The 21,725-nt window shown below is 61.0% G+C and carries 20 protein-coding genes; 15 read left to right on the forward strand and 5 right to left on the reverse strand.

Annotated elements, in window-relative coordinates; genetic code table 11:
- The first annotated feature begins 124 nt into the window (after window positions 1–124).
- The 7 genes from DKY63_RS25270 to DKY63_RS25300 are packed head-to-tail and all read left to right on the forward strand — an operon-like array spanning window position 125 to window position 8,600.
- Window positions 125–1,747, forward strand: coding sequence for a methyl-accepting chemotaxis protein (locus DKY63_RS25270; protein WP_110966603.1), 1,623 nt, complete (start codon window positions 125–127; stop codon window positions 1,745–1,747).
- Window positions 1,747–2,283 (forward strand): chemotaxis protein CheW, encoded by a 537-nt coding sequence (locus tag DKY63_RS25275; protein WP_110966604.1) that lies wholly within the window; start codon window positions 1,747–1,749, stop codon window positions 2,281–2,283. Before DKY63_RS25270 ends, DKY63_RS25275 begins: the two co-directional genes overlap by 1 nt.
- Window positions 2,280–3,560 (forward strand): CheR family methyltransferase, encoded by a 1,281-nt coding sequence (locus DKY63_RS25280; protein ID WP_110966605.1) that lies wholly within the window; start codon window positions 2,280–2,282, stop codon window positions 3,558–3,560. Before DKY63_RS25275 ends, DKY63_RS25280 begins: the two co-directional genes overlap by 4 nt.
- Window positions 3,557–4,240, forward strand: a complete 684-nt coding sequence (locus DKY63_RS25285; RefSeq protein ID WP_110966606.1) for a chemotaxis protein CheW — start codon at window positions 3,557–3,559, stop codon at window positions 4,238–4,240. Before DKY63_RS25280 ends, DKY63_RS25285 begins: the two co-directional genes overlap by 4 nt.
- Window positions 4,237–6,543: a hybrid sensor histidine kinase/response regulator gene (locus DKY63_RS25290; protein ID WP_110966607.1), complete on the forward strand. Its 2,307-nt coding sequence runs from the start codon at window positions 4,237–4,239 to the stop codon at window positions 6,541–6,543. The genes DKY63_RS25285 and DKY63_RS25290 overlap by 4 nt, the downstream gene beginning before the upstream one ends.
- Complete coding sequence (locus tag DKY63_RS25295) at window positions 6,540–7,550, forward strand: chemotaxis response regulator protein-glutamate methylesterase (protein ID WP_110966608.1); 1,011 nt, start codon at window positions 6,540–6,542, stop codon at window positions 7,548–7,550. Before DKY63_RS25290 ends, DKY63_RS25295 begins: the two co-directional genes overlap by 4 nt.
- Window positions 7,551–7,598: 48 nt before the next feature.
- A complete protein-coding gene (locus DKY63_RS25300; RefSeq protein ID WP_110966609.1) occupies window positions 7,599–8,600 on the forward strand; it encodes a response regulator in 1,002 nt (333 codons plus the stop codon).
- A gap of 114 nt (window positions 8,601–8,714) precedes the next feature.
- Here DKY63_RS25300 and DKY63_RS25305 read toward each other — a convergent pair whose 3' ends face one another.
- Window positions 8,715–8,903, reverse strand: a complete 189-nt coding sequence (locus DKY63_RS25305) for a rubredoxin (protein WP_110966610.1) — start codon at window positions 8,901–8,903, stop codon at window positions 8,715–8,717.
- A gap of 19 nt (window positions 8,904–8,922) precedes the next feature.
- Window positions 8,923–9,279 (reverse strand): hypothetical protein, encoded by a 357-nt coding sequence (locus DKY63_RS25310; RefSeq protein ID WP_430523133.1) that lies wholly within the window; start codon window positions 9,277–9,279, stop codon window positions 8,923–8,925.
- A gap of 363 nt (window positions 9,280–9,642) precedes the next feature.
- Between DKY63_RS25310 and prfB the strand changes: the two genes are divergently transcribed.
- The 7 genes from prfB (at window position 9,643) to DKY63_RS25345 (ending at window position 16,545) form a co-directional block, all read left to right on the forward strand.
- A protein-coding gene (prfB, locus tag DKY63_RS25315; protein ID WP_110966611.1) for a peptide chain release factor 2 occupies window positions 9,643–10,738 on the forward strand; the annotation gives its coding sequence in 2 pieces (ribosomal slippage) (window positions 9,643–9,714 and window positions 9,716–10,738; 1,095 coding nt in all).
- Window positions 10,739–10,852: 114 nt separating this feature from the next.
- Complete coding sequence (gene lysS / locus DKY63_RS25320) at window positions 10,853–12,355, forward strand: lysine--tRNA ligase (RefSeq protein ID WP_110966612.1); 1,503 nt, start codon at window positions 10,853–10,855, stop codon at window positions 12,353–12,355.
- A gap of 103 nt (window positions 12,356–12,458) precedes the next feature.
- Window positions 12,459–13,175, forward strand: coding sequence for a TetR/AcrR family transcriptional regulator (locus tag DKY63_RS25325; RefSeq protein ID WP_204354258.1), 717 nt, complete (start codon window positions 12,459–12,461; stop codon window positions 13,173–13,175).
- Between the two features lie 123 nt (window positions 13,176–13,298).
- On the forward strand, window positions 13,299–13,853 hold the full coding sequence (locus DKY63_RS25330; protein WP_110966613.1) for a hypothetical protein: 555 nt from the start codon (window positions 13,299–13,301) through the stop codon (window positions 13,851–13,853).
- Between the two features lie 27 nt (window positions 13,854–13,880).
- The gene (locus tag DKY63_RS25335; RefSeq protein WP_110966614.1) at window positions 13,881–15,158 is read left to right on the forward strand and encodes a flavohemoglobin expression-modulating QEGLA motif protein; all 1,278 of its coding nucleotides are present in this window, start codon (window positions 13,881–13,883) and stop codon (window positions 15,156–15,158) included.
- A 146-nt stretch (window positions 15,159–15,304) separates the two neighbouring features.
- Window positions 15,305–16,219: an alpha/beta hydrolase gene (locus DKY63_RS25340; protein ID WP_110966615.1), complete on the forward strand. Its 915-nt coding sequence runs from the start codon at window positions 15,305–15,307 to the stop codon at window positions 16,217–16,219.
- On the forward strand, window positions 16,216–16,545 hold the full coding sequence (locus DKY63_RS25345) for a hypothetical protein (RefSeq protein WP_110966616.1): 330 nt from the start codon (window positions 16,216–16,218) through the stop codon (window positions 16,543–16,545). Before DKY63_RS25340 ends, DKY63_RS25345 begins: the two co-directional genes overlap by 4 nt.
- Window positions 16,546–16,665: 120 nt before the next feature.
- Here the strand turns inward: DKY63_RS25345 and DKY63_RS25350 are convergent, their stop codons facing one another.
- The 3 genes from DKY63_RS25350 to DKY63_RS25360 all read right to left on the reverse strand — a co-directional run bounded on the left by DKY63_RS25350 (window position 16,666) and on the right by DKY63_RS25360 (window position 18,599).
- The gene (locus DKY63_RS25350) at window positions 16,666–17,478 is read right to left on the reverse strand and encodes an OmpA family protein (RefSeq protein WP_110966617.1); all 813 of its coding nucleotides are present in this window, start codon (window positions 17,476–17,478) and stop codon (window positions 16,666–16,668) included.
- Between the two features lie 42 nt (window positions 17,479–17,520).
- Window positions 17,521–17,934: a DUF4398 domain-containing protein gene (locus DKY63_RS25355; protein WP_110966618.1), complete on the reverse strand. Its 414-nt coding sequence runs from the start codon at window positions 17,932–17,934 to the stop codon at window positions 17,521–17,523.
- A 320-nt stretch (window positions 17,935–18,254) separates the two neighbouring features.
- Complete coding sequence (locus DKY63_RS25360; protein ID WP_110966619.1) at window positions 18,255–18,599, reverse strand: pilin assembly protein; 345 nt, start codon at window positions 18,597–18,599, stop codon at window positions 18,255–18,257.
- A 211-nt stretch (window positions 18,600–18,810) separates the two neighbouring features.
- On the opposite strand from DKY63_RS25360, the gene ppc reads away from it, so the two are divergent.
- The gene (gene ppc / locus DKY63_RS25365) at window positions 18,811–21,441 is read left to right on the forward strand and encodes a phosphoenolpyruvate carboxylase (RefSeq protein WP_110966620.1); all 2,631 of its coding nucleotides are present in this window, start codon (window positions 18,811–18,813) and stop codon (window positions 21,439–21,441) included.
- Window positions 21,442–21,725: the final 284 nt, after the last annotated feature.

Genomic DNA, 21,725 nt, shown 5'->3' on the forward strand with positions numbered 1-21,725 from the left:
CCCCCTCCAAAGCCAATCCCTGCCATACGCGGGCGGGATGAGCAGTGGCGCGCAACTGTCTTATAAATGGAACACCGCCCTCGGCTATACTCCCCCACATTTGGAAACAACCCGAGGACAGCCTGTGAAGAACTGGACGTTGCGCCAACGCATTTTGGCGAGTTTTGCAGTCATCATCGCCATCATGCTGTTGATGGTGGTCGTCTCGTATTCGCGGCTGTTGAAGGTTGAAAGCAGTGAAGCCAGCGTGCGTGATGATGCGCTGCCAGGGTTGTACTACAGCTCGATGATTCGCGGTGCCTGGTCCGACAGCTATCTGCGCATACAAGCCATGCTCGGCCTTGAAGAAGGGCAGGGCTTCAATGCCCAGGATGCGACGGATTTCAGTACCTACGCGGCTCGCCTGCAAGAGCAGATGGACCTCTATCGCGAAACCATCACCGACGATCAAGACCGGTCCGAGTACGCCGCGTTCGTGAAGTCCCATGAGGACTATCACCGGATCCTCGCGGCGGTGATCGACCTGCACAAGCGCAACCTCGACGCCGATGCCATCAAGCTGTTCAACGACGAACTGACGCCGGCCTGGACCAATGGCCGGGTCAAGCTCAGCGACATCCTGCGCCACAACAAAGCCGTGGCCGACCGGGATATCGCCGCCATCGACGACTCGGTGCTGACCGCCAAGGTCATCATGGGCATTTCCCTGCTGATCGCCGTGCTGGCGGCCGGTCTCTGCGGCCTGCTGTTGATGCGCGCGATCATGGCGCCGATGAACCGTATCGTGCAGATCCTCGAAGTGATGCGCACAGGCGATCTCAGCCGTCGCCTGAACCTGGACCGCAAGGACGAATTCGGCGCCGTGGAAACCGGCTTCAACGACATGATGACCGAGCTGACTTCCCTGGTGTCCCAGGCCCAGCGCTCGTCGGTACAGGTCACCACCTCGGTGACCGAGATTGCCGCGACCTCCAAGCAACAACAGGCCACCGCCACTGAAACGGCGGCTACCACCACCGAGATCGGCGCGACCTCCCGGGAAATTGCCGCCACCTCGCGGGACCTGGTGCGCACCATGACCGAAGTCTCCACCGCTGCCGACCAGGCGTCGGTGGCCGCCGGTTCCGGGCAACAAGGCCTGGCCCGCATGGAGGAAACCATGCACTCGGTGATGGGCGCGGCCGATCTGGTCAACGCCAAGCTGGCGATCCTCAACGAGAAGGCCGGCAACATCAATCAGGTGGTGGTGACCATCGTCAAGGTCGCCGACCAGACCAACCTGCTCTCGCTCAATGCCGCCATCGAGGCCGAAAAGGCCGGTGAGTACGGTCGCGGTTTTGCCGTGGTCGCCACCGAAGTGCGCCGTCTGGCGGACCAGACCGCCGTCGCCACCTACGACATCGAGCAGATGGTGCGCGAGATCCAGTCGGCGGTGTCGGCCGGGGTGATGGGCATGGACAAGTTTTCCGAGGAAGTGCGCCGCGGCATGGCCGAGGTGCAGCAGGTCGGCGAACAGCTGTCGCAGATCATCCATCAGGTGCAGGCTCTGGCGCCTCGCGTGTTGATGGTCAACGAAGGCATGCAGGCCCAGGCCACCGGCGCCGAGCAGATCAACCACGCGCTGGTGCAGTTGGGTGATGCCAGCAGCCAGACCGTCGATTCCCTGCGCCAAGCCAGTTTTGCCATCGATGAGCTGAGCCAGGTGGCCGTCGGGCTGCGCAGCGGCGTTTCGCGATTCAAAGTCTGATGAGCGAGCTCACCGCCAAGCGCACCGCCGTGAAACAGCCGTTGCAGGTGCTGTTTCTGGTGTTTCACATCGGCAGCGAGCGCTACGCCCTGCGCGCGACCGAGGTGGCGGAAGTGCTGCCACGGCTACCCTTGAAGCCGATTGCCCACGCGCCTCAATGGGTGGCCGGGGTGTTCGCCTGGCGCGGCGCGGTGGTGCCGGTGATCGACCTCAGTGCGTTGACCTTTGGTACGCCTGCCCAACTGCGCACCAGCACGCGGCTGGTGCTGGTGCACTACCAGGCGGATGAGAACCTGCCGGCGCAACTGCTCGGGCTGATCCTGGAACAGGCCACCGGCACCGTGCGTTGCGACCCCGCTGATTTCCAGCCCTATGGCCTGGACAATCCACAGGCCCCTTATCTTGGGCCGGTGCGCAAGGATCAGCAGGGGCTGCTGCAATGGGTGCGGGTCGCCGATCTGCTGGATGAGCGAGTTCGCGCGCTGTTGTTTCCGACGCCACCGCTGGACCTAGCGTTGCTTGAGGACCCGTCATGAGCAGCGATCAGCGTTTTTTCGATTTCCTCAAGGAACGCATCGGCCTCGATGTGACCTCGGTGGGTCCGGCGATCATCGAGCGTGCGGTGCGCCAACGCAGCCTCTTGTCCAATGCGCAGACGGCCGATGAATACTGGCGCACCCTGCAGGGCTCCAGTGATGAGCAGCAGGCGTTGATCGAAGCGGTGATCGTTCCGGAGACCTGGTTTTTCCGCTATCCGGAATCCTTCGCCACCCTGGCGAAACTGGCGACCCGGCGCCTGGCCGAGATCAACCACCTGCGCGCCCTGCGGATTCTCAGCCTGCCATGCTCCACCGGCGAAGAGCCGTACTCGATCGCCATGGCGCTGCTGGATGCCGGGTTCAAGCCGCACCAGTTCAAGGTCGAGGGCATGGATGTCAGCCCGCTGTCGGTGGAAAAGGCCCGGCGTGCGCTGTATGGCAAGAATTCCTTTCGCGGCGAAGACATCGCCTATCGCGACCGTTATTTCACCGCTGAAAACGACGGTTATCACCTGAGCAATCGCGTGCTGGATCAGGTCCGCCTGCAGGTCGGCAATGTCCTTGATCCGGGCTTGCTCGCCAACGAGCCGCCCTATGACTTCGTGTTCTGCCGCAATCTGCTGATCTATTTCGATCTGGCGACGCAAAAGCAGGTGTTCGAAGTGCTCAAGCGCTTGACCCATGTCGATGGCGTGCTGTTCATCGGCCCCGCCGAAGGCAGTCTGCTGGGGCGCCTGGGCATGCGTTCGATCGGTATCCCGCAGTCCTTCGCCTTCAGTCGCCAGAATGCTGCGGAGCCTGAGCCGTTGCCGACCATCAATCCCGCGCCATTGCCGACGCCTGTGCCCGTGCGGCAACCGGCGCGTCCTGTCGCGCCGCCACCGGTTGCCCGGCGTCCGTTCGCCAGCGTTGCGCGGCCCGTGTCTACAGAAAAGCCTGGCGGCGCCGATAGCGCGGTATTGCTGGCGAACATTGCCGGGTTGGCCAACGAAGGCAAAAGCGCCGAAGCCCGTGCCGCGTGCGAGCGCTACCTGCGCGAACACGAGCCCGTGGCGCAGGTGTTCTACTGGCTGGGGTTGCTCAGTGATGTGGGCGGTGATGTGCTGCAGGCCCAGGGTTTTTATCGCAAGGCCTTGTACCTTGAACCGCAACATCCCGACGCGTTGATGCATCTGGCAGCCCTGCTGCAAGCCCAGGGCGATAGCGTCGGTGCCAGACGATTGCAGGACCGCGCCGCCCGCAGCGAGCGCGCCGACAGTGAGCGTAAACGATGATTGCCTCCGACACCTTTAGCGTCACCCATGAAGATGCCCAGGCCATCGACGATTGCTGGAACCGTATCGGTATCCATGGCGACAAGTCCTGCCCGCTGCTGATCGAACACATCCATTGCCGCAATTGCGCGGTGTACTCGGCCGCCGCGACGCGCCTGCTGGATCGCTACGCGTTGCAGCAGGATGATCGCGCCCAGGTCGCGCATACCCTCGAAGACGAGGTGAAAACCCGCTCGCTGCTGATGTTCCGCCTCGGCGAAGAATGGCTGGGCCTGGCGACGCGCAGCCTGGTGGAGGTGGCGCCGCAACAAGCCATTCATTCGCTGCCGCATCAGCGCTCCCGCGCCTTGCTCGGGGTGGCCAACGTTCGTGGCGCGTTGGTGGCTTGCCTTTCTCTGGGCGAATTGCTGGGGCTGGAGAGTGTCGCCAGCGTGGCCTCTGGCGCGCGGGTCATGCCGCGCATGTTGATCATCGCGGCCCACGGCGGGCCGGTGGTGGTGCCGGTGGATGAGGTGGACGGTATTCACGCCATCGACGAGCGCGTCCTCGAAGCGGCATCACGCTCGGGTAGCCAGGCCAATGCGAAATACACCCGTGGCGTCTTGCAATTCAAAGGTCGCAGCCTGCGCTGGCTGGATGAAGAGCAGTTGTTATCCGCCGTGACCCGGAGCCTCACATGACCCCCGAGCAAATGCGCGACGCCTCTTTGCTGGAACTGTTCAGCCTGGAAGCCGAAGCCCAGACCCAGGTGCTGAGCGCGGGCCTTTTGGCGCTGGAGCGCGACCCGACCCAGGCCGATCAACTCGAATCCTGCATGCGTGCAGCGCACTCGCTCAAGGGCGCGGCGCGGATTGTCGGTATCGATGCCGGCGTCAGCGTGGCGCATGTCATGGAAGATTGCCTGGTCAGCGCCCAAGAGGCGCGGCTGTACCTGCGTCCTGAACACATCGATGCCTTGCTGCAGGGCACTGACCTGCTGATGCGCATTGCCACGCCGGCCAATGCGCCGCAGCCTGAGGACATCGAAGCCTATGTCACCTTGATGGCGCGCTTGCTGGACCCGGCAGCTGCGGCGATTCCGGTCCTGCCTGCCGCCGCGCCGATGATGGCCGAGTTGCAGCTTGAAGCGCCCAAAGTCGAGGCGCCGCTGGTTTCGGAAATGGCGCCGGCCGATGAAGCACAATCGGTGGAGTCCGTCGCCACCCCCAAAAAAAACAGACGCACCACGGAAACCGGCGAGCGTGTGTTGCGGGTCACCGCCGAACGCCTGAACAGCCTGCTCGACCTGTCGAGCAAATCCCTGGTGGAAACCCTTCGACTCAAGCCGCACCTGGCCACCATGCAGCGCCTCAAGCGCATGCAGAGCAACAGCCTGCGGGCGCTGGAAAATCTCAATGGCTATCTCAAGGACCATGCCCTGAGCCTCGAAGCCCAGGAAGCCCTCGAGGATGCACGGCGGTTGCTGGCCGAATCCCAGCAATTGCTGGCGGAGAAAAACGCCGAACTCGATGAGTTCGCCTGGCAAGCCAGCCAGCGCGCGCAGGTGCTGTACGACACCGCCCTGGCGTGCCGCATGCGCCCGTTCGCCGATGTGTTGACCGGCCAGGTGCGGATGGTCCGTGATTTGGGGCGCAGCCTGGGCAAGCAGGTGCGACTGGAGATCGAGGGCGAAAAAACCCAGGTCGATCGCGATGTACTGGAAAAGCTTGAAGCGCCGCTGACCCACCTGCTGCGCAATGCGGTGGATCACGGTATCGAAACCCCCGAGCAACGACTGCTGGTCGGCAAACCGGAGGAGGGGGTGATTCGTCTGCGCGCCTCCCATCAGGCCGGATTGCTGGTGCTGGAACTGAGTGACGATGGCCATGGCGTCGACCTGGAGAAGGTCCGCCGCAGCATCGTCGAACGCCAATTGTCGCCGCCGGAAACGGCCGCGCAACTGAGCGAAGAGGAACTGCTGACGTTCCTGTTCCTGCCCGGATTCAGCCTGCGCGACACCGTCACGGAAGTGTCCGGGCGCGGCGTCGGCCTCGATGCGGTGCAACACATGGTGCGTCAGCTGCGCGGTGCGGTGGAGCTGGAGCAGACGGCGGGTCAGGGCAGTCGTTTCCATCTTGAAGTGCCGCTGACCCTGTCGGTGGTGCGCAGCCTGGTGGTGGAGGTGGGTGACGAAGCCTATGCCTTCCCGCTGGCCCACATCGAACGCATGTGTGATCTGGAGGCCACGGACATCGTGCAGGTCGAGGGCCGTCAGCACTTCTGGCATGAAGGACGGCATGTCGGCTTGGTCGCGGCCACTCAGTTGCTGCAGCGTCCGGCGAGCCAGGGCAATCAGCAGACTTTGAAAGTGGTGGTCATCCGCGAGCGCGATACGGCTTATGGCATTGCGGTCGAACGTTTTATCGGCGAGCGAACCCTGGTGGTGCTGCCGCTGGATGAGCGTCTGGGCAAGGTGCAGGACATTTCCGCCGGGGCCTTGCTCGACGACGGTTCGGTGGTGTTGATCGTCGACGTCGAAGACATGCTGCGTTCGGTGGACAAGTTGCTCAATACCGGGCGCCTGGAACGCATCGCCCGCCAGGGCAATCAGGCCGCCCAGGCGGCTCGCAAACGCATCCTGGTGGTGGACGATTCCCTGACCGTGCGCGAACTGCAACGCAAGCTGCTGCTCAATCGCGGCTACGACGTGGCGGTGGCGGTCGACGGCATGGATGGCTGGAATGCCCTGCGCTCGGAAGCGTTCGATCTGTTGATCACCGACATCGACATGCCGCGCATGGATGGCATCGAACTGGTGACGTTGCTGCGCCGGGACAACCGCCTGCAATCGCTGCCGGTGATGGTGGTGTCCTACAAGGATCGCGAGGAGGATCGCCGCCGTGGACTGGATGCCGGGGCCGACTATTATCTAGCCAAGGCCAGTTTTCATGATGACGCCTTGCTCGATGCAGTCGATGAGCTCATAGGAGGAGCGCGGGCGTGAAAATCGCAATCGTCAACGATATGCCCATGGCCGTGGAGGCCTTGCGCCGGGCGCTGGCCTTCGAGCCCGCGCACCAGGTGATCTGGGTGGCCGGCAATGGCCGCGAAGCGGTGCAAAAATGTGCCGAGCAGACACCTGACCTGATTCTGATGGACTTGATCATGCCGGTCATGGACGGGGTGGAAGCCACCCGGCGGATCATGGCCGAAACGCCCTGCGCCATCGTCATTGTCACGGTGGATCGCCAGCAGAACGTGCACCGGGTGTTCGAAGCCATGGGCCACGGAGCACTGGACGTGGTCGATACTCCGGCCCTCGGCGCCGGCAACGCCCAGGATGCGGCGGCGCCGTTGCTGCGCAAAATCATGAATATCGGCTGGCTGATCGGCGACAAGAGCCATCGTGAACGACGCGACCCTGCTCCCTTGCGCAGTTCCGCCTCGCGTCAGAGCTTGATCGCCATCGGCTCGTCCGCCGGTGGGCCGGCGGCGCTGGAAGTCCTGCTCAAGGCGCTGCCACGGGATTTTTCCCCCGCCATCGTGCTGGTGCAGCATGTCGACCAGGTGTTTGCCGCCGGCATGGCCGAATGGCTGGCCAGCGCCAGCGGCCTGAACGTGCGGCTGGCCCGGGAGGGCGAGCCACCGCAAAGCGGCACTGTGCTGCTGGCGGGCACCAATCACCATATTCGATTATTGAAGAACGGCACGCTGGCCTACACCGCCGAGCCGGTCAATGAAATCTACCGGCCTTCGATCGACGTGTTCTTCGAGAGCGTGGCCAGTTACTGGAACGGTGATGCGGTCGGCGTTTTGCTGACCGGCATGGGACGTGATGGCGCACAGGGGCTTAAACTCCTGCGCCAGCAAGGTTACCTGACCATCGCACAGGACCAGGGCAGCAGCGCGGTGTATGGCATGCCCAAGGCGGCCGCGGCCATCGATGCCGCATCGGAAATCCGTCCGCTGGAGAAGATAGCGCCACGATTGCTGGAGATCTTCCCAAAGTGACTACTATTAGCAGCAATCCTGGCTTATGCAGTTTTCAGGTGAACGCACATGAATGAATTACAGCTCGACGACTTCAAGACTGACGAAAATGCCGCCATGGTGTTGTTGGTGGACGATCAGGCGATGATCGGCGAGGCCGTTCGGCGCGGGTTGTCGAACGAAGAAAACATCGATTTCCACTTCTGCGCCGACCCGCACCAGGCCATCGCCCATGCGGTGCGGATCAAGCCGACGGTGATTCTGCAGGATCTGGTCATGCCTGGCCTGGACGGGCTGAGCCTGGTGCGCGAATACCGCAATCACCCGGCGACCAAGGACATACCGATCATTGTGCTGTCGACCAAGGAAGACCCACTGATCAAGAGCGCGGCGTTCGCGGCCGGGGCCAACGATTATCTGGTCAAGCTGCCGGACAACATCGAATTGGTGGCGCGCATCCGCTACCACTCGCGCTCCTACTTGACCCTGTTGCAGCGTGATGCGGCCTACCGCGCGCTGCGGGTCAGCCAGCAGCAATTGCTCGATACCAACCTGGTGCTGCAACGCCTGATGAACTCCGACGGCCTGACCGGGCTGTCGAACCGCCGGCACTTCGACGAATACATGGAACTGGAGTGGCGGCGCTCGCTGCGCGAACAGAGTCAACTGTCGCTGCTGATGATCGACGTGGATTACTTCAAGACCTACAACGACACCTTCGGCCACCTGGAGGGCGACGAAGCCCTGCGCAAGGTCGCCGCGGCGATCCGCGACGCCAGCGCCCGGCCATCCGACCTGCCGGCCCGTTACGGCGGCGAGGAATTTGCCCTGGTATTGCCCAATACCTCCCAGGGCGGTGCGCGGCTGGTGGCGGAAAAACTGCGCATGACCGTCGAAGCCCTGAAAATCCCGCACATTTCCCCGAACGAAGGCTCGAGCCTGACCATCAGCATCGGCCTGGCAACCACCACCCCGACAGCCGGCAGCAATTGCCGGGAACTGATCTCGGCGGCGGACAAGGGGCTGTATCTGGCGAAGAACAATGGGCGTAATCAGGTGGGGATTGGCTGAGCAGTATTGACTGAACCCAGACCTTGCAATCATCGATGACTAGTTAGAGAGAGCTGACAAATTATTCTCAGTGGACAGAGAATGATTTGTCAGCTTTTGACGATTATCCAAGGCCTACTGGTGTGCCGCTTGCGGTACAAGCTCAAAGTCTGATTTGGGCATTTGGCAATCCGGACACAACCAATCATCAGGAATATCTTCCCAGAGCGTACCCGGTGGTATTCCGTTTTCGGGATCACCGGCCATTGGGTCGTACTCATATCCGCACACCGTACAGCTTATTATCTGTTTATCGTTCGACATGTTTTGTCCTTTGGGTTTTTCAGAGTGCAACGGTTGCTATTAGTCCGACGGCGCCCAAAATAAAACCAATCAGGGCGCCTCTTTCCGGTACTTCCTTCAACATGGCATATATCACGATGGGCTCAAGAATAAGCAGGAGTGTCAGGGATGCCACTGTAACGATCCAGATGTTTCCGGTGGCCTGATAACCCAGCCAGTAAGCGAAAATCAGGCATATGCCTGCAATGCAGATAAGTATTATGGGCTTCAGGAATATCAATGGCGTTTCGGTTGGACGTCCCGTAAGTTTTGATGCATATACCTCGCTGTAGATGGTTAATATTTCGCCGATGATCATGAGTGTCAGTGCGGCTGCCATGTAATAGTTGTTTTTCATGTTCGGCCTTTTGCTAGCGCTGATAAGATCGCTTCGATAATGGGGTTGCTGTGTATTTGTAAGGGGGTAAGAAATACAGCGCAACTCCTAATTAAGTAGGATTGCTCCGGTTTTATTGAGGTAATTTCCTACAGCGTTAACAAGCTGCTCAACACTTTGTGAGTAAGTGTCGAGAAATAGTTCAGGTATTAAAAAAGAAGAAAATTCTGTAGGACTTAGTTTCGGGTTTTCAGTCCGCGAGGGGTGCATCAGGATGCGCAGAAGGCGAGATTTCGACACATGACCGCCAGGCGGGCTGCCGTCCCAGCCTGTTTACGTTATACTCGCCGGCTTTCAAAAGTTCGCCTACGAGTGCTGCCCGCCATGGAAATCAACCCGATCCTGAACACCATCAAGGACCTGTCCGAGCGCTCCGAAACCATTCGGGGGTATCTTTGACTACGATCAAAAGCATGAGCGTCTGACTGAGGTCAATCGCGAGCTTGAAGATCCGAGTGTCTGGAACAAGCCTGAATACGCCCAGGAGCTGGGCCGCGAGCGCGCTGCGCTGGCGCAGATCGTCGAGACCCTGGACGAGCTGTCCAGTGGCCTGGCCGATTGCCGCGACCTGCTGGACATGGCTGTCGAAGAAAACGATGAAGGTGCGGTCGATGATGTGATCGCCGAGCTGGCCCGTCTCGAAGAGTCGCTGGCCAAGCTGGAATTCCGCCGCATGTTCAGCCACGAAATGGACCCGAACAACGCCTACCTGGACATCCAGGCCGGTTCCGGTGGCACCGAGGCCCAGGACTGGGCCAACATTCTGCTGCGCATGTACCTGCGCTGGGCCGACAAGCGCGGTTTCGACGCGACCATCATGGAGCTGTCGGCCGGTGAAGTCGCCGGGATCAAGGGCGCCACCGTGCACATCAAGGGCGAGTACGCCTTTGGCTGGCTGCGCACCGAGATCGGCGTGCACCGTCTGGTGCGCAAGAGCCCGTTCGACTCCGGCAACCGTCGCCACACCTCGTTCTCCGCTGTTTTCGTCTCGCCAGAGATCGATGACAAGGTGGAAATTGAAATCAACCCGGCAGACCTGCGGATCGACACCTATCGTTCTTCCGGTGCCGGTGGTCAGCACGTAAACACCACCGACTCGGCCGTACGTATCACCCACGTACCGACCAACACCGTGGTCAGCTGCCAGAACGAACGTTCCCAGCACGCCAACAAGGACACCGCCATGAAAATGCTGCGGGCCAAGTTGTACGAGCAGGAAATGCAGAAGCGCAACGCCGCTTCCCAGGCGCTGGAAGACACCAAGTCGGATATCGGCTGGGGTCACCAGATCCGTTCGTACGTGCTCGATGCTTCGCGGATCAAGGATCTGCGCACCAACATCGAACGCAGCGATTGCGACAAGGTGCTCGACGGCGATATCGACGAATACCTGGAAGCCAGCCTGAAGTCCGGGCTGTAAAAAACTTGTGACACCGGATCGCCCGAAACACCGCGATCCCTGTAGGAGCCAGCCTGCTGGCGATCCCCGGCCGCAGGCCGGGGGCAACGAACCCGTGATGGAATCTTTAAAGACATGAGCGACCTAGAACTCGACCCGCAAGCCCTGCAACAGGAAGAAAACTCCCTGATCGCCCTGCGCAAGGAAAAGCTTGCTGCCGAGCGCGCCAAGGGCAACGCCTTCCCGAATGACTTCCGCCGTGAAAACTACTGCGATGCCTTGCAGAAACAGTACGCGGACAAGACCAAGGAAGAGCTGGCAGAGGCTGCAATCCCGGTCAAGGTTGCCGGTCGCATCATGCTCAACCGTGGCTCGTTCATGGTGATCCAGGACATGACCGGTCGCATCCAGGTCTATGTCAACCGCAAGACCCTGTCCGAAGAAACCCTGGCAGCGGTGAAAACCTGGGACATGGGCGACATCATCGCCGCCGAAGGCACCCTGGCCCGTTCCGGCAAGGGCGACCTGTACGTTGAAATGACCCACGTGCGCCTGCTGACCAAGTCCCTGCGTCCGCTGCCGGACAAGCACCACGGCCTGACCGACACCGAACAGCGCTATCGCCAGCGTTACGTTGACCTGATCGTCAACGAAGACGTGCGCCAGACCTTCCGCGTGCGTTCGCAAGTCATCGCCCACATCCGCAGCTTCCTGATGAAGCGTGACTTCCTGGAAGTGGAAACGCCGATGCTGCAAACCATCCCGGGCGGTGCGGCAGCCAAGCCGTTCGAAACCCACCACAACGCGCTGGACATGGAAATGTTCCTGCGTATCGCACCGGAGCTGTACCTCAAGCGTCTGGTGGTTGGCGGTTTCGAGAAAGTGTTCGAGATCAACCGCAACTTCCGTAACGAAGGCGTTTCGACCCGTCACAACCCTGAATTCACCATGTTGGAGTTCTACCAGGCTTACGCCGACTACGAAGACAACATGGACCTGACCGAAGAACTGTTCCGTGAGCTGGCGCAGCTGGTTCTGGGCAGCACCGACGTGCCGTACGGCGACAAGGTGTTCCACTTCGGCGAACCGTTCGCGCGTCTGTCGGTGTTCGACTCGATCCTCAAGTACAACCCGGAACTGACCGCTGACGACCTGAACGACATCGACAAGGCCCGTGACATCGCCAAGAAAGCCGGTGCCAAGGTGCTGGGCTTCGAAGGCCTGGGCAAGCTGCAGGTGATGATTTTCGAAGAGCTGGTCGAGCACAAGCTGGAACAGCCGCACTTCATTACCCAATACCCGTTCGAAGTGTCGCCGCTGGCCCGTCGTAACGATGACAACCCGAACGTCACTGACCGCTTCGAGCTGTTCATCGGTGGTCGTGAAATCGCCAACGCCTACTCCGAGTTGAACGACGCGGAAGACCAGGCCGAGCGTTTCATGGCGCAGGTGGCCGACAAGGACGCCGGCGACGATGAAGCCATGCACTACGACGCCGACTTCGTTCGCGCGCTGGAGTACGGCATGCCGCCAACGGCGGGTGAAGGCATCGGCATCGACCGTCTGGTGATGTTGCTGACCAACTCACCGTCGATCCGCGACGTGATCCTGTTCCCGCACATGCGTCCGCAAGCGTAACGGGTTCAATAAAAAAACCGCCTCGTACAGGCGGTTTTTTATTGCCTGTCTGGTACAAACGTATCAAATAGTTACTTTTGAAGTAGAGAGAGGAATTCCCGTCGTGATCCATGCAAGGGCTCAAGAAGGTGCAGCGGGTATCGCCACTGCGGTCGCTGAGAGTGTTCAGTACCAGGGTCGCAAGGCCAGCCGTCAGGGCAGCGAACAGCGACGGCAGGAGATTCTCGATGCGGCGATGCGTATCGTCGTGCGCGATGGCGTGCGTGCGGTGCGTCACCGGGCCGTGGCCGCCGAGGCCAATGTGCCGCTGTCGGCGACTACTTACTACTTCAAGGACATCGACGACCTGCTGACCGATACCTTCGCCCAGTACGTGGAGCGCAGTGCGGCGTACATGGCCAAGCTGTGGGACAACAACCAGGGCCTGCTGCGCGAAATGATCGCCAGTGGCGATGGCAGCCCCCAGGCGCGCAAACACCTAGCGGACCAGCTGGCGCGGCTGATGACCGATTACGTTCACCGGCAACTGGTGACCCGTCGCGAGCATTTGATGGCCGAGCAGGCCTTCCGCCAGGAAGCGCTGCTCAATCCGCGCCTGGCCCAGTTGGTGCGTTCCCACCAGCAAATCCTGCTGCAGGGCTCCTGCCAGCTGTTCGAGGTATTGGGTTCGCGCGAGCCGCAGCAAGATGCCAAAGTGTTGACGGCTATAATCGGACGGATGGAGTATCAGGGCCTGCTCAACGACGCCGAGCCGGCCGCCGAAGAGGAAATGCTCGGCATACTGACGCGTTATATGCATTTGGTGCTGGCTTCGGTTTAATCCCTGTAGGAGCGAGCCTGCTCGCGATGGTCTGACATACAAATATTTGTTGTCTGACACACCGCCATCGCGAGCAGGCTCGCTCCTACAGAGGTTGGCGTTGTGTTCAAAAGGGAGTGTTGAATGAAAGCCTGGCGTGTCGTAGCGATCGCCTTGTCGTTCCTGCTGCTCAGTGGCTGCCTGGTGACCTTCAAGGAGCCGCTGCCCACGAGTGAGCCTGCGCCCAAGGGGCTGCTCGGCAAATGGACCAGCACCAACGCCTGGGGCGAGCCGGTCAACCTGGAACTGACCCGCGTCGGCGACAACCGCTATCAGGCTGTCAGCTACTTCAGGGCCAGGCCCGGGGAGCGCGAAGCCTATCCGTTCACGGTGTCGCGCCACGGCAGCCGCTGGTATCTGTCGGCGAAGGTGCCGGCCCAGTTCGGCGGGCATTTCACCATTGCCGGGTTCGAACTCACCGATAAGCATGAATTGGTGGTCTACAACCTCGACCTCGAGCAAATCAAACAGGTCTTGGGGCAGAAAACGCTCAGTGGCGAAAGCTTCCATACCGATGATGGCGATGGCGTGTTGATCGACAGCCATATGGACCAGGTGTCCGCCTATCTCGACGACCCGGCCAATTCCGATGTGTTCGTCGAAGCGGTACGCTACCAGCACCAGGCCAAAGCCAAATAACCATCACGTTTTCTTCAGGAGTTACCGGTGGACGATTACCAGCAGTCGATACGCATTCTGTCCGATCGCATTGTGCTGGCGCAGACGCCGATCCGTGTCCTTGATGCGGTCAAGTGGGACGACACCATCCGCAAGGGGTTCCTCAAGGCCAAGGGCAAGGAAATGCCGGCGGTGGATCGTGACTACTACCTCAACCGACCGCTGTCGTTCGACTCCAGCAAAGTGAAGCTGGAGTTCCAGAACATCGAGCGCGACATCACCCGCCAGCTCGGCCAGTTCAACCCGGTCGGCCAGATCATGCGCCGCATGTGCAAGGAATACCGGATGGTGGTGCGCATGCTCGAAGCGCGCGGCACCGAGGACTTCGGCCTGATTTCCCAGGAACTGTACGGCGCGGCCTCCGACGCGTTCCATGCCGGCGACCCGACGCTGTCCGATCTGGGCATGATGTTGTCCGAGTACCTGAACAACATCGACGGTCGTGGCGATCTGAAAGACGAGCCGAAGACGATGACTGCCAAGGATGCGGTCGAGATGCTGCAGCATCGCTTGAACAAGGTGTTCGGCGAGGCCGAAGAAACCATTCGCGTGTTCGAGTCCGACGGGATCGTCGCCGATGCGGCGGCCGGCGCCGATTACATCAAGATTCGCACCGACGCGATGTTCAACCAGCGCGATGTGCGCGCCCTGGAAGTCCACGAAGGCCTGGTGCACGTCGGCACCACCCTCAACGGCCTGAACCAGCCGATCTGCACCTTCCTGGCCAAGGGCCCGCCCTCGTCGACGGTGACCCAGGAAGGCCTGGCGATCCTGATGGAAATCATCACCTTCGCGTCCTACCCGAGCCGCCTGCGCAAACTGACCAACCGCACCCGCGCCATTCACATGGTGGAGGAGGGCGCGGACTTCCTGCAGGTGTTCGAATTCTTCCGCGAACAAGGCTTCGAAATGCCCGAGAGCTACAGCAACGCCAGCCGCGTTTTCCGCGGCTCGACGCCGACAGGTCTGCCGTTTACCAAAGACTTGTCCTACCTCAAGGGCTTCATCATGATTTACAACTATATTCAGCTGGCCGTGCGCAAGGGCAAGCTGGAGCAGATTCCGTTGCTGTTCTGCGGCAAGACGACGCTGGAGGACATGCGCACCCTGCGCCAGTTGGTGGATGAAGGCATGGTGGTGCCACCCAAGTACCTGCCGGAGCAGTTCCGCGACATGAACGCGTTGTCGGCGTGGATGTGCTTCTCCAACTTCCTCAACCACCTGAGCCTGGACCGGATCGAGGCGGATTACTCCAACATTTTGTGATCGACACGTCCCCTGTAGGAGCAAAGCTTGCTCGCGATGACGGCGCTACATTCAACGCATGCATTGCCGGATATACCGCCATCGCGAGCAAGCTTTGCTCCTACAGGTACCGTGTTTCAGCCCCATTTCCTGCGAGGTTTCATCGGATGAGAATCCTCGGCATGCTCTGCCTCCTCCTGGCCCTGAGCGGTTGCAGCTCTCTGCTGTTCTACCCCGAGCCCGGCCAGTTGTTCACTCCGGAAAAAGCCCATCTCGAATACCGCGAAATCACTCTGACCACCGCCGATGGCCTCAAGTTGAACGCTTGGTGGCTGCCAGCGAAAAAGGGCGTCGAGGTCAAAGGCACGGTGCTGCACCTGCACGGCAACGGCGGCAATCTGCCCATGCACTTGGGGGGTAGTTACTGGTTGCCGGAGCAGGGCTATCAAGTGCTGTTGATTGACTATCGCGGTTACGGCCTGTCCGAAGGCAAGCCGAGCCTGCCGGCGATCTATCAGGACATTGATGCAGCCTTCAAATGGCTCGACGAAGCGCCTGAGGTCAAGGGCAAGCCGCTGATCCTGCTCGGGCAGAGCCTGGGTGGTTCGATGGCTGTTCACTATCTGGCCCAGCATCCCGAACACCAGAAGCAACTCAAGGCCTTCGTGCTCGATGGTGTTCCCGCCAGTTACCGCAGTGTCGGCCAGTACGCGCTGAGCAACTCCTGGTTGTTCTGGACGTTCCAGGTGCCGTTGTCCTGGCTGGTGCCGGACGGCGACAGCGCGATCAACTCCATGGCCCAACTCAAGGGCGTGCCAAAACTGATCTACCACAGCATCGACGATCCGATCGTGCCCCTTTCCAACGGCATCCGTCTGTATCAAGCTGCGCCGCCGCCGCGCGTCCTGCAACTGACCCGTGGCGGCCATGTGCAGACCTTCGCCGACCCTGTCTGGCGCAAGGTCATGCTGCGCTACCTTGAAGACCCGCAGCATTTCAACGGCCTGCGCCGCCTGGCAGAAGTGCCCAACTACCCGGCACCCCAGAATTCAGAAGATGAACCACCAGAGAGCCCGCAATGAGTGAAGAACGTAACGCCATCCCGCTGATCATCACCGGTATCTGCAGCATCCTCGGCACTGTCGGTGCCCTGTGGTGGTACGGCTACCTGCACTTCGCCAAGCCTGAGGATGCGTTGCTGCTCAACGAGTTCACCATGCTCAAGACCGTGCCGGGGGAAGACTACCGGGTCTCCCTGGAGCCGGCGGCGCAAGTGGCACAGTGCATCGATGGGGTGTTGGTGTTGTTTGATACCGAGCAGAAGGGATTGACTGGCGTGCTGATCAACGACAAGAAGAAAGCGGTGCGGTGCATGGGGCAGGAAACCCCGCAGAAACTGCAGCCATAAACCAATCCAGTGTAGGAGCGAGCCTGCTCGCGATGGCGGTCTGACATTCAACATTGATGTTGATTGATATACCGCTATCGCGAGCAGGCTCGCTCCTACAGGTTTATGTGAAACGACGATTTATTGGGTGTTGGCACTCACCGCGGACCGCGGGATCACCGGCTGGTTGTCATTGGAAATCGTCACTTCCACCCGACGGTTCTGCGCGCGACCCGAGACGCTGGTGTTATCCGCCACCGGATACTCCTTGCCGTAACCCTGAGCAACGATGCGCGTCGGATCGACGCCCATCTTCACCAGCGCCATGCGCACCGAGCTGGCGCGACGTTCAGACAATGACTGGTTGTGCGACGCCGTACCGGTGCTGTCGGTGTATCCCTCGACGATCACTTTGCGATCCGGATTTTCCTGAAGGTACTGCGCCAGTTTGTTGATGTTCATCATGCCGTTGGATTTCAGCTCGGCCTTGTCAGTGGCAAACAGCACGTCACCGAAGGTCACCAGCGTGCCGCGATCGGTCTGTTTGGCGTTGAGGCTGTCCTGCAGTTGTTTGATCTGCTGGTCACGCGCATCCAGACGCGCCTGGGCCCGTTGCGCAGAGGCGTCTTTCATCTGGGCCTCGGCGGTGCGCAGGGCGATAGTCTGCTTCGCCACTTCGACACGCTGGTTGGTCAGGTACGCCAGTTGATCGACCTTGGCCGGGTCTTCCTTATCCAGATAGGCCTTGTCGGCCTTGTCCAGGTAATCGCTGGCGTCCTTGGTTTCCAGGGCCGCGACTTTGCTCGCTTGCGGGTCGGCTTGCAGGGCGCTGTAGTTGGTGCGGGCCTGCTCAAGGCTGGGGTTCGGTGGCGTCGAACACGCCGCCAGCGCAATGCTGGCGGCCAGCAGGGCGGGGATCATCAAATGTTTGGAATGGATGTTTTTGGAAATCATGGCTTCGTCCTTTTAGTCGATTGAAGAGTGCGTCGCGCGTCGTTACTGGACGGTGCGCTGGCTTTCCTGACGCAGTTCCTGAACCCCTTGGCGAGAGTCCTTCACCGTCTGTTTGGCTTTCATCGCCTGGGCCTTGCGCTCGGCCACGCGAGCGTCCCACTCAGCCTGTTCGGCGAGGGTCCGGGCCTGGTCGTATTGCTTGTCGTGCATGGCGATTTCGGCTTGTTTGAGCTTGTCCTGGGCGGCCTTCATTTCCACGGCGGCGAACTCGGTACCGCCTGCGCTGACCGCGCTGTTGACCGCTGATTCGGACACGGCGAACTGTTCGCTGGGTGGATTGCCGGCACAACCGGCCAGCACGAGGCTGCCGCCGATGGCCAGGGCTGCCATTTTCAGGCCGTGCAACGGGGTGAACGAGGATTTGCCTGTGCGGGTTTTCATGGTTTTCAACTCCATTGGGCTTACTCCTGAACAACTGAAAAATCCATCCTGGGCAAGGAGCCGCAACCTTCGTTTTCGGGGCGTTTTGAAACGGCCGTCCCAGGCGTGGTTACTTGGGTTGACCCGGGGCGTTTTTTAAAAGTTCAGAGAAATTGGCCAGGGGTTGGAAAACCTTTGACCGAATGGGCAGGGCTTTGGAGCGAGGATTTTGACGTTTGTAGGAGCGAGCCTGCTCGCGATGGACTTCGATACACCGCGTTGATTCAGGCATCACGCGTTATCGTTGACGACCATCGCGAGCAGGCTCGCTCCTACAGGGTGATCACAGGAGAGAATCAGTGTTTCTGCTTGTCGTGACCGGCCGACAAATCGTGCAGGTGACGACGCGACAACGCCAGGAAACGCGGCGTCGGGCCGATGTCTTCATACAGCGGATCGCCTTCCTCATCCGTGGCGACCACGGTCGAACCCTTCACATAGGGAAAGCTTTTTTCCAGCTCTTCCAGCGCGGCGCCAATCAGTTCGCCGAGCAGTTCTTCCGGTTGCCGCTTGGGGTACATGTCGATGATTGCCGCCAGTCTTGCGGCCGCTTCCACGTCCAGATGAATCGAGTAGCCGGTGTCGGTCAGGCGACCCTTGGCATTTTCTTCCCAGTGATGAGCCAGCTCGCGGATTTTCATAATGACCTCGTGGCACGCCTGCTCGTGGCAGGCCGGTGGGTGTCCGGCATTGGCCGGCGAAAGCCGTTGTACGGCTTATTGTTCAGACTAGCTTCTGCCTTGAAGGTTTAAAGACCCTTCGTCGTCCGGGTTGTAAGAAACGGCCTGGAACGGCACTCTGGCCAGTGAATGAGTGACTTGGCCGCCCGGATTCTTTGCTGGAGAACTGCTGATGACCGATATTGATGCACGCTTGCGCGAGGACGTTCACCTGTTGGGTGAACTGTTGGGCAACACCATTCGTGAGCAGTACGGGGAGGGCTTTCTCGACAAGATCGAGCAGATCCGCAAGGGGGCCAAGGCGGATCGTCGCGGCTCGATGGACGCCGAATTGAGCGCGAGTCTCAATCAACTGACTGAAGACGAATTGCTGCCGGTGGCGCGGGCGTTCAACCAGTTTCTCAACCTGGCCAACATCGCCGAGCAATATCAGCTGATTCACCGCCGCGACGAGTCGCAACCCGCGCCGTTCGAAGCTCGCGTGCTGCCGGAGCTGCTCGCTCGCTTGCGCGCAGAAGGCCACAGCGCCGAATCCCTGGCCCGGCAATTGGGCCGCCTGGAAATCGAGCTGGTGCTCACCGCGCACCCGACTGAAGTCGCGCGCCGCACGCTGATCCAGAAATACGACGCCATCGCCGCGCAACTGGCGGCTCAGGACCATCGTGACCTGACCACCGCCGAACGCGCGCAGATCCAGTCGACGCTGCAGCGCCTGATCGCCGAGGCCTGGCACACCGAGGAAATCCGCCGCACACGTCCGACACCGGTCGACGAAGCGAAATGGGGTTTCGCGGTGATCGAACATTCGCTGTGGCACGCCATTCCCAATTACCTGCGCAAGGCCGACCAGGCCCTGCATGCCGCCACCGGCTTGCGCCTGCCACTGGAGGCCGCGCCGATTCGCTTTGCCTCGTGGATGGGCGGCGATCGCGACGGCAATCCCAACGTCACCGCTCCCGTCACCCGTGAAGTGCTGCTGCTGGCGCGCTGGATGGCGGCCGATCTGTACTTGCGTGATGTCGATCATCTGGCCGCCGACCTGTCGATGCAGCAGGCCAGCGAAGCCCTGAAGGCCAAGGCGGGCGAGAGTGCCGAACCCTATCGTGCGGTGCTCAAGCAGTTGCGCGAACGCCTGCGGGCCACGCGCAACTGGGCGCATTCCGCGTTGACCGCGCCGGTGCCCGCCACCGCCGATGTGCTGCTAGACAACCGCGATCTGCTCGACCCGCTGGAGCTGTGCTACCACTCGCTGCACGAATGCGGCATGGGCGTGATCGCCGATGGTCCATTGCTTGATTGCCTGCGCCGGGCGGTCACTTTCGGTCTGTTCCTGGTGCGTCTGGACGTGCGCCAGGATTCGTCGCGCCATAGTGCGGCCATGACCGAAATCACCGATTACCTGGGCCTCGGTCGCTACGAAGACTGGAGCGAAGAGGCGCGCATCGACTTCCTCACCCGCGAACTGAACAACCGTCGACCGTTGCTGCCCGCCCACTACAAACCGTCCGCCGACACCGCCGAAGTCCTGGCCACCTGCCGGGAAATCGCCGCCGCGCCCGCCGCATCCCTCGGTTCCTATGTGATCTCCATGGCCGGTGCCGCCTCCGATGTGCTGGCGGTACAACTGCTGCTCAAGGAGTCCGGCGTGTTGCGGCCGATGCGTGTGGTGCCGCTGTTCGAAACCCTGGCTGACCTCGACAACGCGGGCCCGGTGATCGAAAAACTGTTGCTGCTGCCGGGCTATCGCGCACGCCTGCAAGGGCCACAGGAAGTGATGATCGGCTACTCCGATTCGGCCAAGGACGCCGGCACCACGGCGGCGGCCTGGGCTCAGTATCGGGCGCAGGAGCGTCTGGTGGACATCTGCCGCGAGCAACAAGTGGAACTGCTGTTGTTCCACGGCCGTGGCGGCACCGTGGGCCGTGGCGGCGGCCCGGCGCATGCGGCGATTCTGTCGCAGCCACCGGGATCGGTGGCGGGACGTTTCCGCACCACCGAACAGGGCGAAATGATTCGCTTCAAGTTCGGCCTGCCGGACATCGCCGAGCAGAACCTCAATCTGTATCTGGCCGCGGTACTGGAGGCGACCTTGCTGCCGCCACCACCACCGACGCCCGAGTGGCGGCATCTGATGGACGAACTGGCCGCCGACGGTGTCAGTGCCTATCGCGCCGTGGTGCGGGAAAATCCGCAATTCGTCGAGTATTTCCGTCAGTCGACTCCGGAGCAGGAACTCGGTCGCCTGCCGTTGGGCAGCCGTCCGGCCAAGCGTCGCGCCGGTGGTATCGAAAGCCTGCGGGCGATCCCATGGATCTTCGGCTGGACCCAGACACGCCTGATGCTGCCGGCCTGGCTCGGCTGGGAAGCGGCCCTGAGCAAGGCGCTGGAGCGTGGCGAGGGCGAGTTTCTGGGGCAGATGCGTGAGCAGTGGCCGTTCTTCCGCACCCGCATCGATATGCTGGAGATGGTGCTGGCCAAGGCTGACTCGGACATTGCCCGGTCCTACGACGAGCGTCTGGTCGAGCCGGAACTGTTGCCGTTGGGCGCGCACTTACGCGACCTATTGTCGCAGGCATGCTCGATCGTTCTGGGGATGACCGGTCAGTCTCAACTACTGGCACATAGCCCGGACACCCTCGAATTCATCCGCTTGCGCAACACTTACCTGGACCCGCTTCATCTATTGCAGGCCGAATTGCTGGCCCGCTCACGACAACAGGAAGTGGCGCAGGGCAGCCCGGTGGAGCAGGCGCTGCTGGTGTCTGTGGCAGGGATTGCCGCCGGTTTGCGTAATACCGGCTAAGGTTTTTGCCGTGGGGTGAGGCATCCGGCGCGGGCGTCGGATGCCGATTGCTGGCGGCTGAAAAAGTACGGCCAGGCGACAGTTAATGATGGGGTTGCGACGATTGGAACCGCGCCAAATGGTCGCAGCAGGCAGCGGTTTCTCCGACTTTTGGCGGCTTGTGTGGGCGCAGCCTGCTGTGTATCTTGATCAGCCTTTGGCCGTTTGGGCGGTCACGACCCTTTTTTGAGATTGGCCCCACGAGGCGAATCTGACGTTATCCATATAAAAAATTGAGGAGCACA

It is taken from the genome of Pseudomonas putida (assembly GCF_003228315.1).
GTDB lineage: Bacteria > Pseudomonadota > Gammaproteobacteria > Pseudomonadales > Pseudomonadaceae > Aquipseudomonas > Aquipseudomonas putida_S.